Annotated in this window: 14 protein-coding genes; 8 read left to right on the plus strand and 6 right to left on the minus strand. The window is 73.7% G+C overall.

The window, feature by feature from the left end; genetic code table 11:
* Positions 1–12 precede the first annotated feature (12 nt).
* From ABT158_RS11870 to ABT158_RS11900, 7 genes are read left to right on the plus strand one after another with little or no spacing between them, the layout of a single operon-like run.
* A complete protein-coding gene (locus ABT158_RS11870; protein WP_352352747.1) occupies positions 13–1203 on the plus strand; it encodes an NAD(P)/FAD-dependent oxidoreductase in 1191 nt (396 codons plus the stop codon).
* On the plus strand, positions 1200–1478 hold the full coding sequence (locus ABT158_RS11875) for a (2Fe-2S)-binding protein (protein ID WP_352352748.1): 279 nt from the start codon (positions 1200–1202) through the stop codon (positions 1476–1478). The genes ABT158_RS11870 and ABT158_RS11875 overlap by 4 nt, the downstream gene beginning before the upstream one ends.
* Entirely contained in the window at positions 1471–2967 is a 1497-nt protein-coding gene (locus ABT158_RS11880; protein WP_352352749.1) for an FAD/NAD(P)-dependent oxidoreductase, read from the plus strand. Before ABT158_RS11875 ends, ABT158_RS11880 begins: the two co-directional genes overlap by 8 nt.
* Positions 2960–4474, plus strand: a complete 1515-nt coding sequence (locus tag ABT158_RS11885) for an aldehyde dehydrogenase (NADP(+)) (RefSeq protein ID WP_352352750.1) — start codon at positions 2960–2962, stop codon at positions 4472–4474. Before ABT158_RS11880 ends, ABT158_RS11885 begins: the two co-directional genes overlap by 8 nt.
* Before the next feature lie 45 nt (positions 4475–4519).
* Entirely contained in the window at positions 4520–5647 is a 1128-nt protein-coding gene (locus ABT158_RS11890; protein ID WP_352352751.1) for a phosphotriesterase family protein, read from the plus strand.
* Positions 5644–6714, plus strand: a complete 1071-nt coding sequence (locus ABT158_RS11895; protein ID WP_352352752.1) for a phosphotriesterase family protein — start codon at positions 5644–5646, stop codon at positions 6712–6714. The genes ABT158_RS11890 and ABT158_RS11895 overlap by 4 nt, the downstream gene beginning before the upstream one ends.
* 11 nt (positions 6715–6725) lie before the next feature.
* Complete coding sequence (locus tag ABT158_RS11900) at positions 6726–7718, plus strand: alpha/beta hydrolase (RefSeq protein ID WP_352352753.1); 993 nt, start codon at positions 6726–6728, stop codon at positions 7716–7718.
* A 189-nt stretch (positions 7719–7907) separates the two neighbouring features.
* Here ABT158_RS11900 and ABT158_RS11905 read toward each other — a convergent pair whose 3' ends face one another.
* Positions 7908–8879 (minus strand): alpha/beta hydrolase, encoded by a 972-nt coding sequence (locus tag ABT158_RS11905; protein WP_352352754.1) that lies wholly within the window; start codon positions 8877–8879, stop codon positions 7908–7910.
* A 115-nt stretch (positions 8880–8994) separates the two neighbouring features.
* On the opposite strand from ABT158_RS11905, the gene ABT158_RS11910 reads away from it, so the two are divergent.
* Positions 8995–9537, plus strand: a complete 543-nt coding sequence (locus tag ABT158_RS11910) for a hypothetical protein (protein ID WP_352352755.1) — start codon at positions 8995–8997, stop codon at positions 9535–9537.
* A 28-nt stretch (positions 9538–9565) separates the two neighbouring features.
* On the opposite strand, the gene ABT158_RS11915 is transcribed toward ABT158_RS11910, so the two are convergent.
* From ABT158_RS11915 to ABT158_RS11935, 5 genes are all read right to left on the minus strand, one after another.
* A complete protein-coding gene (locus ABT158_RS11915; RefSeq protein WP_352352756.1) occupies positions 9566–10729 on the minus strand; it encodes an FAD-dependent monooxygenase in 1164 nt (387 codons plus the stop codon).
* 90 nt (positions 10730–10819) lie between these two features.
* On the minus strand, positions 10820–11347 hold the full coding sequence (locus ABT158_RS11920; RefSeq protein ID WP_352352757.1) for a hypothetical protein: 528 nt from the start codon (positions 11345–11347) through the stop codon (positions 10820–10822).
* Positions 11348–11426: 79 nt separating this feature from the next.
* Positions 11427–12152 (minus strand): helix-turn-helix transcriptional regulator, encoded by a 726-nt coding sequence (locus ABT158_RS11925; RefSeq protein WP_352352758.1) that lies wholly within the window; start codon positions 12150–12152, stop codon positions 11427–11429.
* Between the two features lie 195 nt (positions 12153–12347).
* Positions 12348–13586, minus strand: coding sequence for a phytase (locus tag ABT158_RS11930; protein WP_352352759.1), 1239 nt, complete (start codon positions 13584–13586; stop codon positions 12348–12350).
* Between the two features lie 203 nt (positions 13587–13789).
* Positions 13790–14959 (minus strand): ABC transporter substrate-binding protein, encoded by a 1170-nt coding sequence (locus ABT158_RS11935; RefSeq protein WP_352352760.1) that lies wholly within the window; start codon positions 14957–14959, stop codon positions 13790–13792.
* Positions 14960–15174: the final 215 nt, after the last annotated feature.

Below are 15174 nucleotides of genomic sequence, written 5' to 3' on the forward strand. Positions count from 1 at the left end.
GAAGGGCACGCCGTGACCGCCGACCTCGTCGTGGTCGGCGCCGGGGTGGTGGGCGCGGCCGGCGCGTACTTCGCCGCGCTGGCCGGGCTGCGCGTGGTGGTCGTCGAGCGCGGCGCCATCGCCGGGGGAACCTCCAGCGCGGGCGAGGGCAATCTGCTCGTGTCCGACAAGGAGGCCGGGCCCGAGCTCGACCTCGCGCTCTACTCCCAGCGGGTGTGGCGCGAGGACCTGGCCGAGCACGCCGGACTGTGGGAGTTCGAGGCCAAGGGCGGGCTGGTCGTCGCGGCGTCCGGGCCCGGCCTGGCCTCGCTGCGCGAGCTGGGCGAGCACCAGCGCCGCCACGGCGTCGAGGTGCGCGACGTGGCGGCGCAGGAGCTGCGCGACTACGAGCCGCACCTCGCGCCCGGACTCGCCGGGGCCGCCTTCTACCCCCAGGACGCCCAGGTCCAGCCCATGCTGGTGGTCGCCCACCTGCTGCGGCTGGCCCGCGCGCACGGCGCCGAGGTGCGCACCCGCACCGGCGTCACCGGCTTCCTGCGCGACGGGAGCCGCGTGACCGGCGTGCGCACCACGGCCGGCGACCTGCCCGCCGGGGCGGTGCTCAACGCGACCGGCACGTGGGCCGGCGACGTCGCCGCCCTGGCCGGGGTGCACGTGCCCGTCCTGCCCAGGCGCGGGTTCGTGCTGGTCACCCAGCCCATGCCGCCCCGGACGATCCGCCACAAGGTCTACGCCGCCGAGTACGTCGGGGACGTGGCCAGCTCCGACGCCGCCCTGCAGACCTCGCCCGTCGTGGAGGGCACCGGCAGCGGCACCATCCTCATCGGCGCCTCCCGGGAGCGGGTCGGCTTCGACCGCACGTTCTCCCCGCGTGCGGCCGGCGCGCTGGCGGCCAAGGCGATCGCGCTGTTCCCGATGTTGCGGGACGTCCGGGCCATGCGCACGTACCTGGGCTTCCGGCCGTACTGCCCGGACCATCTGCCGGTGATCGGGCCCGACCCGCGCGCGCCCGGGTTGTGGCACGCCTGCGGGCACGAGGGCGCGGGGATCGGACTGTCCGCGGGCACCGGCAAGCTCGTCGCCCAGGCGCTCACCGGCCGCACCCCGGACCTCGACCTCAAGCCGTTCGCCCCCGACCGTTTTCCCACCCCCGACCGTTTTCCCGGGACCGGGCCCGCGACGACCGAGGAGGGACCTCGATGACCCACCAGATGACCTTCCGCGGCGCGAGCGTCCCCGCCGAGCCCGGCCAGAGCGTCGGGGCCGCCCTGGTCGCGGCCGGCATCCTCGACTGGCGCACCACCCGCGGCGCGGGCCGGCCGCGCGGCCTGTTCTGCGGCATCGGCGTCTGCTTCGACTGCCTCATCACCGTCGACGGCGTCCCCGACCTGCGCGCCTGCCTGGTCCCGGCGCGCGACGGCATGCGCCTCGGCGACGACGCCCCGGCGGACGGCGAGCAGGGAGGCCGTCATGAGTGAGACGCACGACGTCGCCGTGGTCGGCGCGGGCCCGGCGGGCCTCGCCGCCGCCGTCGAGGCTGCCGAGGCCGGGCTGGACGTGGTCCTCGTGGACGGCGCCCGGCAGCCGGGCGGCCAGTTCTGGCGGCACTACGACGAACGCCACGCCCGCCCCGAGGACGCCGCCGGGCACCACGACTGGCCGGTCTTCACCCGGCTGCGCGACCGGCTGCGCGCCCTGACCGCCGCCGGACGGGTCCGCTACCTGCCCGGCCACCAGGTCTGGCTGGCGACCCGCGACGACGCGGGCACGTTCACGCTGCACACCACGCCCACCGTCCCCGGGGAGGGGGCGTCCGGCACGACGGTGAGCGCCCGCGCGCTGATCCTTTGCCCCGGCGGCTACGACCGGCAGCTGCCCGTCCCCGGCTGGGACCTGCCCGGCGTGATGGCCGCCGGGGGAGTGCAGGCCCTGCTCAAGGGGCAGCGCACGCTCGCGGGCCGCCGCGCGGTCGTCGCCGGGACCGGGCCGTTCCTGCTGCCGGTCGCCACCGGCCTGGCCGCGGCCGGGGCGCGGGTGGCGGCGGTCGCCGAGGCCAACGCCACGCTCGGCTGGCTGCGCGACCCGCGCGGCGCCGCGTCCGTGCCGGCCAAGGGGCTGGAGGCGCTGCGGTACGCCGCGCTGATGGCCCGCCACCGCGTGCCGTACCGCACCGGGACCGTGGTCACCGAGATCCTGGGCGAGGACCGGGTCGAGGCCGTCCGGCTGGCCCGGCTCGGCCGCGACGGCCGCCCGGCCGGGCCGGTCGGCGAGATCCGCGCCGACCTCGTCGCGCTCGGCTGGGGGTTTACGCCGTCCCTCGAACTGCCGCTCATGCTCGGCGCCGACACCAGGAAGGACGCCGACGGCTCGCTCGTCGTCACCGTGGACGCCTTCCAGCGCACCGGTGTGCCCGGCCTGTACGTCGCGGGCGAGGCGACCGGCGTCGGCGGCGCCGTCCTGGCCCGGCAGGAGGGCCGGCTGAGCGCCCTGGCCCTGGCCCGTACGCTGGGCCGCCGGGCCGACCCGGCGCTCATGGGCCGGTTGCGCCGGTCGATCGCCCGCGGGCGGCGCTTCGCCGCGGCCATGCACCGGACCTACCCCGTGCCGCGCGCCTGGACGTCCTGGCTGCGGGACGAGACGCTGGTCTGCCGCTGCGAGGAGGTCTCCTACGGCGACCTGCGCCGCGCCCACGACGACCTGGGCGCCGACGACCCGCGCACGCTGAAGATGCTGGCCAGGCCGGGCATGGGCTGGTGCCAGGGACGGGTGTGCGGGTTCGCCACCGCCGGCGTCGCGGCCTGCCTGAGCCGCCGCGAGAGCACGGCCGGCGACCTGCGCCCGCTGTCCACCCGGAGCCTGGCGGCCCCGGTGTCCCTGGGCGAGCTGGCCGCGCTCGCCGACGAAGACCCTGACGGCCCAGACGAAACCCCCGACGAAGACCACGAAAGAGGACGAGACCGTGAGTGACGTGCTGAGCGTCGACCCGCGTACCGGACAGGCCCGCGAGCGCGTCGCGGCGGAGTCGACGCCGCAGGACGTGGACCGCGCCGTGCGCGCCGCTGCCGCCGCCGCCCCCGCGCTGGCCGACCGGTTCGTACGCGCCGACCTGCTGCGTACCGCCGCCGCGCTGCTGGAGGAGGGCGGCGAGGAGATCATCGCGACCGCCGACGCGGAGACCGCGCTCGGTCGGGTGCGCCTCACCGGCGAGCTGGCCCGCACCTGCTACCAGCTGCGGGCCTTCGCCGACGTGGCCGAGTCGGGCGCCTTCCTGGACGTGATCATCGACCACGCCGACCCGGCCGCCCGCCCGGCCCCCCGCCCCGACCTGCGGCGCTACAAGGTGCCGCTGGGCGTGGTCGCGGTGTTCGCGGCGAGCAACTTCCCGCTGGCCTTCAGCGTGCCGGGCGGCGACACCGCCAGCGCGCTGGCCGCCGGCTGCCCGGTCGTCGTCAAGGCGCATCCGGACCATCCGGCGACCAGCGTCCTGACCGCCCGCGCGCTGCGCGCCGCCGCGGAGAAGGCCGGTCTGCCGGCCGACGTCGTGGGCCTGGTGCACGGCTTCGCGGCGGGCCCGGAGCTGGTCCGGCACCCGCTGACCGCCGCCGTCGGCTTCACCGGCTCGGTACGCGGCGGGCGGGCGCTGCACGACCTGGCCGCCGCGCGTCCGCGGCCGATCCCGTTCCACGGCGAGCTGGGCAGCCTCAACCCGGTCGTGCTGACCGAGCGGGCCGCCGCGACCAGGGCGGCCGAGATCGGCGCGGGCCTGGCCGCCTCCTACACCCAGGGCCTCGGCCAGTTCTGCGTCAAGCCGGGCCTGGTCCTGCTGCCCGCGGGCCCGGCGGGCGACGCGGTGCTCGACGCCGTGGTCACGGCCACCGTGCCCGCCGGACCGCTGCTCGACCCGCGCATGCGCGCGGCCTTCCTGGACGGCGTGCGCTCCCGCGCCCAGCTGCCCGGGGTCACGCAGGCGCTGGCCGCGGGCGAGGACGACGCCGCGCCGCTGGCCGTCCGGCCGGGCGTGCTGACCGTGGCGGCCGAGCGGCTCGCGGACGGCGACGCCCACGCCGAGCTGCTGGAGGAGTGCTTCGGACCGGTCACCGTGGTGGCCCGGTACGGCTCGGAGTCCGAGCGGGACGCCGTGCTCGACGCGCTGCCCGGCAACCTCACCGCGACCGCGCACCTGGCGGCCGACGAGCGCGAGGGCGCGGCGGCAGGCCTGGTGGCCAGGCTCGCCGGGCTGGCCGGCCGGGTCGTCGTGGACGGCTGGCCCACGGGCGTGTCGGTCGCGCCCGCGATGCAGCACGGCGGGCCGTACCCGGCCTCGACCAGCACCTCCACCTCGGTCGGCGGCACCGCGATCGAGCGCTGGCTGCGCCCGGTGTGCTTCCAGGACACCCCCGACCCCCTGCTGCCGCCGGAGCTGCGCGAGGCCAACCCCCTCGGCGTCCCCCGGACGGTGGACGGAGTCGCCTGACGCTTTTATCTACACTTGTAGACGCTCTGGGGCTATATTGCTCGTGTGTCCACCACCGATGCCACGGTCGTGGCCGTCACCGGCGAGGTCCCAGCGGCCTCGCTGGGCGCGGTCCTGCCGCACGAGCACCTGCTGAGCGACTTCGCCCCGCCCGACGACACGCCCGAGTCCTGGGCGCGTACCGGCCGCACCCGTCCCACGGCGGCCGGCGCCCTGTGGCTCTACCGCGCGCCGCTGACGATGGACCTGCTCGGCGAGATCGGCATGGGCGCCGTCAACCGGGACGACCTGCTGCTCGGCGACGCGGGCCTGGCCGCCGCCGAGCTGGCCGCGTTCCGGGAGGCCGGTGGCGGCACGGTGGTGGACCTGACGGCCGACGGGCTCGGCCGCGACCCGGCCGGGCTGCGCCGGCTCGCCGAGGAGACCGGCGTGACCGTCGTCATGGGCTGCGGCCGCCACCACCCCACCCGGATCTCCGCGCAGCACCACCCCGCGCCGACCTCCGCCCGGGACGCCGCCGCGCCGACCTCCGCCCGGGACGCCGCCGCGCTGGCCGAGGAGCTGACCGAGGAGCTGGTCGGCGACCTCACCGAGGGTGTGCGCGGGGTACGGGCCGGCATCATCGGCGAGCTGGCCGCGCTCGACCCGGGCGTGCCCGCCGAGCGCGCGCTCCTGGTCGCCGCGGCCCGCGCGGCGGCGGCCACCGGCGCCGCCGTCTCGCTGGCCCGCAACGACGACCCGGCCGTCCAGCAGCGCGTCCTCGACCTGCTCGCCGAGGAGGGCGCGGACCTCACGCGGGTGGCCGTCGGGCGCTGCGACGCGCTCTCCCCGCGGCCCGACGACCTCGAACCGCTGCTCGGGCGCGGCGTCTTCGTGCAGTTCGACCAGCTCGGCAGGCTGCCCACCGCGCTCAGCGTCTCCGACGACCAGGACGTCGCCGCGGCCGTGCTCGAACTCGCCCGCCGCGGCCACGCCGGACGCCTCCTGCTGTCGCAGGGCGTCCGGACCAAGTCCCAGCTCCTCGCCTACGGCGGCGGCGGGTACGCCTTCCTCCTGCGGCAGTTCGTGCCGTACCTGAGGATGCTCGGAGCCGACGACGAGCTGATCGAGACCCTCACCGTGCGCAACCCGAGACGGCTGCTCACGCTCCGGACCGAGGAGGCGGGCTCGTGAGCCGCTACCCCTTCCCCATCCCCGACCTGGCCGGGCAGGCGCTCACCGTCGCCGGCCCGGTGGACCCGGCGCTGCTCGGGCAGACGTCCATGCACGAGCACATCTTCATCGACCTGCGCAGACCCGCCCGGTCCCGCCGGCCCGGCGAGGACGCGCCGGCGGCGGCCGAGCCGCTCACCCTGGCCAACCTCGCCCGCACCCGCCACGGCGGGCCGAACGCCGACAACGACCTGCTGGGCGACTTCGACGAGATGCTCGCCGAGACCCTCGCCTTCGCCCACAGCGGCGGCCGCACCATGGTCGAGGTCTCGCCCATCGGCCTCGGCCGCGACCCCGAGGCGCTGCTGCGGCTGTCCCGGGCCAGCGGGATGCACATCGTCATGGGCGGCGGCTGGTACACCCCGGCGTTCCACCCGTCCGACATGGACGAGCGCACCGTGGACGAGCTGGCCGACGTCATCGTGCGCGACGTCGTGCTCGGAGCCGACGGCACCGGCGTGCGCACGGGCATCATCGGCGAGGTCGGCGCGGAGTCGGTGCCGCTGACCGGCGGCGAGCTCAAGAGCGTACGGGCCGCCGGGCGGGCCGCCCGCGTCACCGGCGCGCCGGTCACCTTCCACGTCGGCGGCGTCGGCGAGGAGAAGTTCCGGGTGCTCGACATCCTCCAGGAGGAGGGCGTCGCCCCCGGCAACGTCGTCCTGGGCCACTGCATGGACGTCCTGTCCGGCCCCGGGTTCGCCGAGCGGCTGCTGGCCCGCGGCGTCTTCGTCGAGTTCGACTTCCTGGCCGCGCCGGGCAGCCCGTGGGGGCACCTGGTCCTAGGCAGCGACCACAAGGTCCTGCGCGGCATCGCCGACCTGGTCGAACGCGGCTACGCGGGCCAGATCGTGCTCGGCCACGACGTGTGCCAGAAGATCCAGCTCAAGCGGTACGGCGGCAAGGGCTACGACTACATCCCGCGGCACTTCCTGCCCGCCCTGCGCCGCCTCGGCGTCAGCTCCGAGGCCATCCACATGATCATGGTCGAGAACCCGGCACGGGCGCTCGCCTTCGCAGAACCGCAGTGACCAGGAGAACCATGCCCCCCACCCCAGTACCCCTCGTCCCTGTGCCCTTCGACCCGGCGCTGGCCGCCGTCCTGGACCGCATGCCCCGGCCGGACGGCCCCGCCCCCACCCTGGAGACCATCCCGCTGATGCGCGCCGCCGGGGCGGCCATGCCCATACCGCCGGTCGCCGAGGTGATCGGCGACCGCGAGATCGACGCCGAGGAACTGCTCGTCCCCGGCCCGGCCGGCGCGCCGGACCTGGAGGTCACGGTGCTGCGCCCGCGCCGCCTGCGGGCCCCGGTCCCCGGGCTGTACAACATCCACGGCGGCGGCATGATCACCGGCCACCGGGCCATGGACACGCCGCGCCTGGTCGCGCTGGTCGAGGAGCTGGGCGTCGTCGCCGTCAACGTCGAGTACCGCCTGGCCCCCGAGCACCCCCACCCGGCGCCGGTCGAGGACTGCTACGCCGGGCTGGCCTGGATGTCGCGGCACGCCGCCGAGCTCGGCGTGGACGCCGGGCGGGTGGTGGTCATGGGCGGCAGCGCCGGCGGCGGCCTGGCGGCCGGGGTCGCCCTGCTGGCCCGCGACCGCGGCGGCCCGCGCCTGGCCGGCCAGCTCCTGCTGTGCCCCATGCTGGACGACCTCAACACCACCGTCTCCAGCCACCAGTACGACGGCCTCGGCACCTGGCCGCGCGCCCTGAACCTGCTGGGCTGGCGGGCACTGCTCGGTGAGCGGGCCGGCGACCCGGAAGCCGACGTCCCCTGTCACGCGGCCCCGGCGCGGGCGACCGACCTGTCGGGGCTGCCGCCCGCGTTCATCGAGGCGGGGGCCGCCGAGCTGTTCCGCGACGAGGACGTCGCGTACGCCACGCGGATCTGGGCGGCCGGCGGACAGGCCGAACTGCACATCTGGAACGGCGCCTTCCACGGGTTCGACATCTTCGCGCCGGACCACGAGATCACCCGCGCCGCCCTCGCCACCCGCCTCTCCTGGCTCCACCGCACCCTAACCCCCTAACCCCCCGCCCCCGCGCCCGCGCGAAGGGCGTCCAGGGGAGTGAGCTGCCCACGGCCCTCCGACCCGCCTCTCCTGGCTTCCGACCCCCGGCCGCCCCCCGCGCGAAGGGCGTCCGGGGTGCTGGGGGAGGGGTGAGCTGCCCACGGCGCCGCTGTTCTCCTCGTCATGGGGAGGGGCGGCCGGGTGGGGTCAGATGCCCAGGATGCGTTGCAACCACGAGTGTTTGGCTTCTTGGGCGGCGCGGGAGACGCGGGCGCCTGGGGTGCCTGTGAAGCCGTGGTGGCCGCCGGCCCACACGTGCAGTTCCGCCTGGCCGCCGGTCGCCCAGATGCGGCCGGCGAACTCGACCGCCTCGTCCCGGAACACCTCGGCCGCCCCGACCTCGATGAAGACCGGCGGCAGCCCCGACAGGTCGGCCGCCCGCGCCGGGACCTCGTGCGGCAGCACGTCCGGGCCGCCGCGCCGGTCGCCGAGCAGGGCGGTCCAGGCGGTGTCGTTGTTGTTGCGGTCCCAGGCGCCGATGCCGTCGTACTGGAGGCTGGACACGGTCGCGTTCCGGTCGTCGATCATGGGGGCGCCGACGTAGAGCCCGGCGGCGGCCGGGCCGTTCCGGTCGCGCGCCATGATGCCGACGGACGCGGTGAGCCCGCCGCCCGCGCTGAAGCCGGACACGAGCAGCCGCCCCGGGTCGAACCCCAGCTCCGCGGCGTGTCCGGCGGTCCAGACGAAGCCCGCGTAGCAGTCCTCGGCCGCCGCCGGGGCCGGGTTCTCGGGGGCGAGCCGGTACTCGACCGTCACCCCGACCATGCCGTGCTCCAGGGCCGCCTGGATCAGGCCCTCGATGCCGAAGAAGCGGGTGCCGAGGATCATCCCGCCGCCGTGGATCTCGTACATGGCCGCCGCGCCGGGCGCGGGCCCGCCCTTGGGGCGGACGACCGTGAGGGTGACGTCGGGAGCGCCCTCGGGGCCGGGCACGTCCACGTCCCACCACTCGACGGGACGGCCGGCGACGATCGTCTCCATGGGCGGGATGAGCTCGGCGAAGATCTCGCGGTTGTGCTGGATGGTGTCGGCGCGCAGCGGAACGCTCTCGACCGCCGCCAGGAACGCCGCGAGACCTTCCGCCAGCTCAGGGTCGTAGGGAACGGGGACGTAGCTCATCGTGCCGCCTCTCGGAGCCGAACGGACGGCTTAAAGTCTACGAGCGTAGAAGCGGTCTGTCCTGATATACACGGGTACGCGATCAGTCTGACCATGCCCCCCCAAGGAGAAGACCATGGTGAAGAGACTCCTCGAAGCGACCCCGTTACGCGCGGGGGTCGTCGCGGCCGTCGCACTGACCGGCACGCTGCTGACCTCCGCCCCGGCCGGCGCCGCCACCGCGGGCCTCCAGGCCGCCGCCGCCCAGACCTCCTCGGCCGTTCAGGAGGCGGCCTCCCGCCCGGCCAACGGCCGGATCGTCTACGACCGTCTCAGCGGCGGCCGCGGCGTCCTGAAGATCAAGAACGGCACGTCGAAGGACGGCGTCGTCACCATCGTCAAGGGCCGAACCAAGGCGATCAGCGTCTACGTCCGCGCGCGGTCCACCGCCCGCATCCGGGACGTCCGGGACGGCACGTACCGCATCTTCTTCACCACCGGCTACCGGTTCAGCATGTCGAAGGGCCGCTTCACCAGGGGCGCGACGTACCAGAAGTTCAACGACCGGCTGCGCTTCCGCACGACCTCGACGCAGTACACCATCTGGACCCTGACCCTGAACCCGGTCAGGGGCGGCAACGCCCGCACCAGCCCCGTGAACCCGAAGGACTTCCCCTGATCGGGGCCTGAGCGGGCGCGCCTCCCGGTCAGTCCTTGCCGGAGCCGCCGAACCCACCGAAAAAGCTGAGAACGCGGTCGACCTGGACGTACATCCGGGGCGGCAGGTGCGGCAGCACCCGGGAGTGCCGCTGGCCGAGCAGTGCGATGAACTCGACCGGCGAGAGGTCGATGTAGCGCGGCAGGTTCTCGTACCACTGGGCGCTGAGCCGGGCCGACTTCTGGTGCGGGCGGATCGCCTTGCGGCGTTCGCGGTCGTAGCGGGCGAGGGCGGCCGGGAGCTCCGGCTCCTGGTTCAGCGCGTTGACCAGGAAGGCGGCGTCCCCGAAGGCCAGGGCGGTGCCCGCGCCGATGGAGTAGTGGGTGGTGTGCGCGGCGTCGCCGAGCAGGACGAGGTCGTCGTGGTACCACGTGCGGTTGGTCAGCGTGCGGAAGTTCAGCCAGTACGCGCTGCCGTCGGTGTGCGCCCGTCCGATCAGGGGATGGCCGTCCAGGACGTCGGCGAAGATCTTCTCCAGCAGCGCCAGGCCGTCGGCCGCGTCGGCCTGGTCGAGGCCGAGCCCCTTCCAGGTCTCGGGGGAGCACTCGACGACGCACGTGCTGTGGTCGCCGCTGTAGACGTAGCAGTAGCACCAGATCCAGCCGTGCGGGGTCTCGGAGAAGGCGAAGGTGAAGGCGTCGAAGACCTTCGTGGTGCCGAGCCAGATGTAGTGGTTGCGGCCGACCGCGATCTCGGTGCCGAAATGCTCGGCGTGCGGCGCGCGCAGCGTGCTGTTGATGCCGTCACCGGCCACGACCAGGTCGGCGTCGAGCTCCTCCCGGGAGGCGATCTCGCGGCCGTGCTCGACGTGCACGCCCAGGGAGCGGGCCCGGTCGGCGAGGATGTCGAGCAGGCGGTGGCGGCAGATGCCGAAGCCCTCGTCGGACTCGGTGAGCGTCACCGTCGCGCGGTCCTGGATGTGGGTGACCCAGCTGTCCCAGCGGATCGAGTTCTCCCTGATGACGTCCGCCGACTCGGGGTCGGCGGCGCGCAGGTTCTTCAGCAGGTCGTCCCAGTAGGTCACGCCCCAGCCGTAGGTGGTCCCGGCCGGGTTGCGCTCGTAGACGGCGACCTCGTGGGACGGGTCGACCCGCTTCATCAGGATCGAGAAGTACAGGTTGGCGGGCCCACCGCCGACGCAGGCGACCTTCACACTAGCTCCCCTAGCGACAGAAAGTAATCAATTCAGCACAGAGAGTATCAGAGGGTTTGTGTCGGGGGAGAAGGCGCGCCCGCCGGACGGTCAGGCCGCCGCCCGCGCCGTACCGCGCAGGCCGAGGGTGAGGCTGCCGGCCAGCAGCACGACGCCGGACAGCACCCCGCTGACGACCGGCACCCACGCCACCGCGGGCGTGCCGGCCAGGACGAGCCCGCCGGCGCCGAGCAGCGTGAGCGCGACGCCCGGCACGGCGATGCTCCAGTCCTTCCACACGGGCGCCAGCGCGACGAAGTGCACGCCCACCACGAACGCCACCCACGCCACGTTCCCCTCCTCGGGACGTCCGAGCGCGGCCAGCACCCGCAGCCCGCCGAACAGCAGGACCGCCTCGACCGCGACCACGGCCAGGTAGCCGGGCCCGAACATGCCCCGCCGGCCGGCCGCGGCGGGACGTTCCGCGCGCACGGCGCGGAACCACATCGCCAGCACGCCCGCCGCCGCCAGGCACGCGGCGGCCCGCAGCAGGTTCGCGGTCACGGGGCCGAGCGGGCCGTTCGCGTTGACGACGACGAACACCGCGCCGAACACCGCGCCCACCAGCAATCCAGTCATTTTCTGCATGACGTCCATCGAAGCGCCCGCCGCGGCCCGCGCGCACGGGTGCTGGGACGAGAACGGGGTAGCCCTGGCCCTACCTCGCCACGCCGCGCAGGTAGGCCAGCACCGCCAGGACCCGCCGGTTGGCGTCGTCGGTCGCGGGCAGGTCGAGCTTGGCGAACACGGAGGCCACGTGCTTGCCGACGGCCGCCTCCGTGATCGACAGGGCGCGGGCCACGGCGCTGTTGGAACGACCCTCGGCGATCAGCGCCAGCACCTCCCGCTCCCGGGGCGAGAGCCGGTGGGCCGGCTCGGTGACCTCCCTGGCCCGTGCCCACGACAGCTCGAACAGGTCGATGAGGGTGGCGATCAGCCCCTGCTGCCTGATCATCAGCGCGCCCGGCGTATAGGCGATCGGGGTGATCCGGACGAACGCCACGGAGCGGTCGAAGATGAGGAGCTGCTGGATGGGCTCGTCGATGACCCGGTGCAGGTCGCCGGCGGCGTGCAGCTCTTGGATGCGGGCCGCCTTGCGCGGGTCGTCCAGCACGCTCGAATGGACGATCGTGCGCATCGACACGCCCTCCCGCAGGGCGTCCAGCACGGTGCGCCGGCTGCGCTGCTCGTCGCGGCCCTGCTCGCGCGAGCCCACCGGGTGCATGGCCCGCAGCTCGGCCGACGACCGGGTGGCGCGCAGGATCTGCCGGCGGACGAGCTCGGGGTCCTCCAGCCGCTCGACGTCGACGGGGATGCCGCGCAGCTCGCCGACCACCTCTTCCAGGCGGCGGGCGAGGTGGTCAAGCGACTGGCTCTCGGTCACGCTCCTCCTCCGCACGCGCACCCCATTCTCCCCGCCCCGCGAAGGGATGCCCAAATCGGCCGAACGACGCCCGGAACGGCGAAGGCCGCACCCCCGAAAAGGCGAAGGACGCCCCTGGAAACGGCGAAGGGGCGCCGTCCGGCTGGACGGCGCCCCGGTTCGCGGGACCGCTGGGCGGCGGTGATCAGGTGATGATCAGTCGCGCGGGTCCCAGCCGTCGGTGTCCACGTCCAGGTCCAGCTCGTCGGCGATGTCGCCCCAGTCGGCGAACTTGAAGTTGGTGTTCTCCCGGTCCGCCGTGGCCGGCGTGTTCACGCCGTCGTGGGCGATGAAGATGCCCTCGTCGAACTCGCCGAGCGGCACGTTGAGCACGGTCGAGCCGTCGCTCACCTCCGAGCCGTCGATGCCGTTCGCCTCGCCGATCCGGAACTGGCCGAGGTAGGCGTTGGAGCCCTCCCTGCGGTAGACGGCGAAGGTGTTGTCGCCCTGGCTGGAGGCCAGCAGGTAGCCCTTGCCGTCCTCGCGGTAGTAGATGGTCAGGCCCTCGGCGTCCGCGGTGAGGTGCGTGCCGCCGTAGCCGGGGTCGGCGCCGGGGGTGCACTCCTCGGTCGCGGGGTCGTAGGTGCCCGGGACGCCGTACTCGCGGACCTTGTCCACCAGGACGGGCGTGCCGGTGAGGTCGGCGCGCATCCGCCAGATGCCGACGTCCTCCTGGGCGGCGTAGAGCACGTCCCGCTCCTGGTCCACGACCATGCCCTCGACCTGCGCCTGCTCGCCCGGCTCAAGGCAGGGGGACCAGGTCTGGCCGTTCGGCAGGGCGAAGGAGTTCGGCAGGCTCTGCGTGCGCACGAGCTGGTAGCCGATCTTGCCGCCCGGCTTGGCGAGCAGCTTGACCAGGCCGACCGAGGTCTTGTGGCGGCGGCTGACCAGCGCGTACGTGCCGGTGGAGTCCTTCCAGGCGGTCAGGCCGTAGGCCGTCTCGGCGTCGTTGACCTGCTGCTGCGTCGTGCTGAACACGAACGGCGCGGCCGGGTCCGTCACGTCGGTGAGGTGGCCGTGCGAGATGGCGTAGATGCGCAGCGTGTCCCGGCCGCGGTCGGAGACGATCGCCAGGTCCCTGCCGCCGAAGCCGTAGGCGACGTCGACGTTGTTGAAGCGGCCCGCCTCGTCGTCCGGCCCGGGGGCGGCGGGCGCCGGCAGGTGCTGGAGCTGCTGCCCGTCGAGGTCGTAGACGTACAGGCCGCCCTTCTTGGCGGTGGCGATCACCACGCTGTCCTCGGAGTCGGACGGGTCGACCCAGATCGCGGGGTCGTCGCCGTTGGCGTCGCCGCCGGCCGCGTCGTCGTAGAGGGAGGGGGTCTCGACGTCGGGGTACACGGTCGCCACGCCGGCACCGGCCGCGGGTACGGCGATCCCGCCTAACACGGTCAACATCAGGGCTGCCAGGGAGAGCCTGGACAGGGGACGCATTGCGCCTCCTCGTTCGGGGTGTTGATGTTGTCCCAAAACGTAACGACCAGTTTACAAGAAATCAATAGGTCGTCCTTATGTCAGGACATTAGGAGTTACACGGATGTCCGGGCATGCCGACGCGCCCGGCCGGGGATCCTCCCGGCCGGGCTGTGCGACGGCCCGCGCTAGCTGCGGTTGACGCGCCAGAAGTCCGACATGGCCTGGCGGTTCTGCAGGTCGCCGAGCAGGCCCTTGGGGTCGGTGTGGAAGAGCTGGCCCTGCCAGTCCGACAGGCCGGGCGGGGTGACCATCGGCTTGACCGTGCTGTTGCCCGAGACGCCGCCCTCGCCGATCTCGTGCTTGACGCCCTCCTCGGTCATGATGAAGTGCACGAACAGCTTGGCCGCGTTGGGGTGCTTGCTCTTGGTGGCGATCGCCGCGTACTTGGGGTAGCTGAAGCCGGTGAAGGGGGTCATCCCCTCGCAGGTGGCCTGGTGGTAGCCCTTGTCCTCGTTGTTGCGGAACTTCGAGATCGACATGAAGCCGATCTTCTTGTCCGTGGCGGCCGGCGCGCCCACGGCGGCGGAGATGTCCTCGTCGGAGCCGGTCAGCACCGGCTTGTTGAGCGACAGCCGCTTGATCCACTCCTGTGCGGCGCTCTTCTCCTCGGTCTTCAGCGGCTTGCCGTACTTGGCCTGGTAGGCCTGTTCGAGCGCCTGGTTGCCGTACGCGTCGAGCTGGGTGAAGAACGACAGCACGGTCGGCTTGCCCAGCGGGTCCTGCATCACCAGCTTGCCGGACCACTCCGGATCGGTCAGGTCCCAGACGTTCTTGACCGGGCAGCCGCCGGGGGAGAGCTTGGTGTTGTAGCCGAAGACCGTCGCCTTGGAGAGGGCGAGCAGCGGGTTCTGGTTCTCGGCGGGGATCTGGTCCTTCAGGTCGCCGGGGATCCACGTCTGGGTGACGCCCTGCGGCGCGAGCTGGCCGACCAGGACGCCGCCGTCCTCGTACATGGCCGCGTCGATGGTGACGTTGTCGGCGGCGTGCTCCCTGGTCATCTTCTCGGCCGTCTGCGGGGTGTCCGACTTCACCCCCTCCATGGCGATGCCGTACTTCGCGGTGAACGCCTTGGCCACTTCCTCGATGTCGCCGCTGGAGTCGTAGACCAGGACGCTGCCTTCCTTCTTCGCCGCGGCGACCAGCGCCTCCAGGTCGAAGTTCGCATCGAGCGACGGGCCGGGCAGCGCCTTGGCCGTCGCCGCCGCCGACGGTCCTCCGCCTGCGGTGGAGGGCGCGCACGCCACGGCGGCGGACGCCAGCAACGCCATGGAGATGATCTTCCCGGTACGCCTCATGATGGCGTCACTCCTCTTGCCTCTCGGGTTCGCAAGGCGCCGCGCCAGCCCCGACCGGCGCCATTGTGTGCTCACGATGAACGTCACGTGAATAATTTGTCAAGACATTCTTACGTGCGAGCTGAGCTACGACCTCGCCTCCCAGCTACGACAGTTCATCCTTATGTCAGGACAAAGTCTTGACGTTCATCTCCTGTTCATCTAGAACTGGAGGC

The sequence above is a fragment of the Nonomuraea sp. NPDC001636 genome (genome assembly GCF_040298265.1).
Taxonomy (GTDB): domain Bacteria; phylum Actinomycetota; class Actinomycetes; order Streptosporangiales; family Streptosporangiaceae; genus Nonomuraea.

Coding starts and splice junctions, on each gene's coding strand:
- ABT158_RS11930 (WP_352352759.1), bottom strand. CDS start 13,586: ATGTTGACCGTGTTAGGCGGGATCGCCGTACCCGCGGCCGGTGCCGGC.
- ABT158_RS11905 (WP_352352754.1), bottom strand. CDS start 8,879: ATGAGCTACGTCCCCGTTCCCTACGACCCTGAGCTGGCGGAAGGTCTC.
- ABT158_RS11875 (WP_352352748.1), top strand. CDS start 1,200: ATGACCCACCAGATGACCTTCCGCGGCGCGAGCGTCCCCGCCGAGCCC.
- ABT158_RS11880 (WP_352352749.1), top strand. CDS start 1,471: ATGAGTGAGACGCACGACGTCGCCGTGGTCGGCGCGGGCCCGGCGGGC.
- ABT158_RS11920 (WP_352352757.1), bottom strand. CDS start 11,347: ATGACTGGATTGCTGGTGGGCGCGGTGTTCGGCGCGGTGTTCGTCGTC.
- ABT158_RS11900 (WP_352352753.1), top strand. CDS start 6,726: ATGCCCCCCACCCCAGTACCCCTCGTCCCTGTGCCCTTCGACCCGGCG.
- ABT158_RS11935 (WP_352352760.1), bottom strand. CDS start 14,959: ATGAGGCGTACCGGGAAGATCATCTCCATGGCGTTGCTGGCGTCCGCC.
- ABT158_RS11910 (WP_352352755.1), top strand. CDS start 8,995: ATGGTGAAGAGACTCCTCGAAGCGACCCCGTTACGCGCGGGGGTCGTC.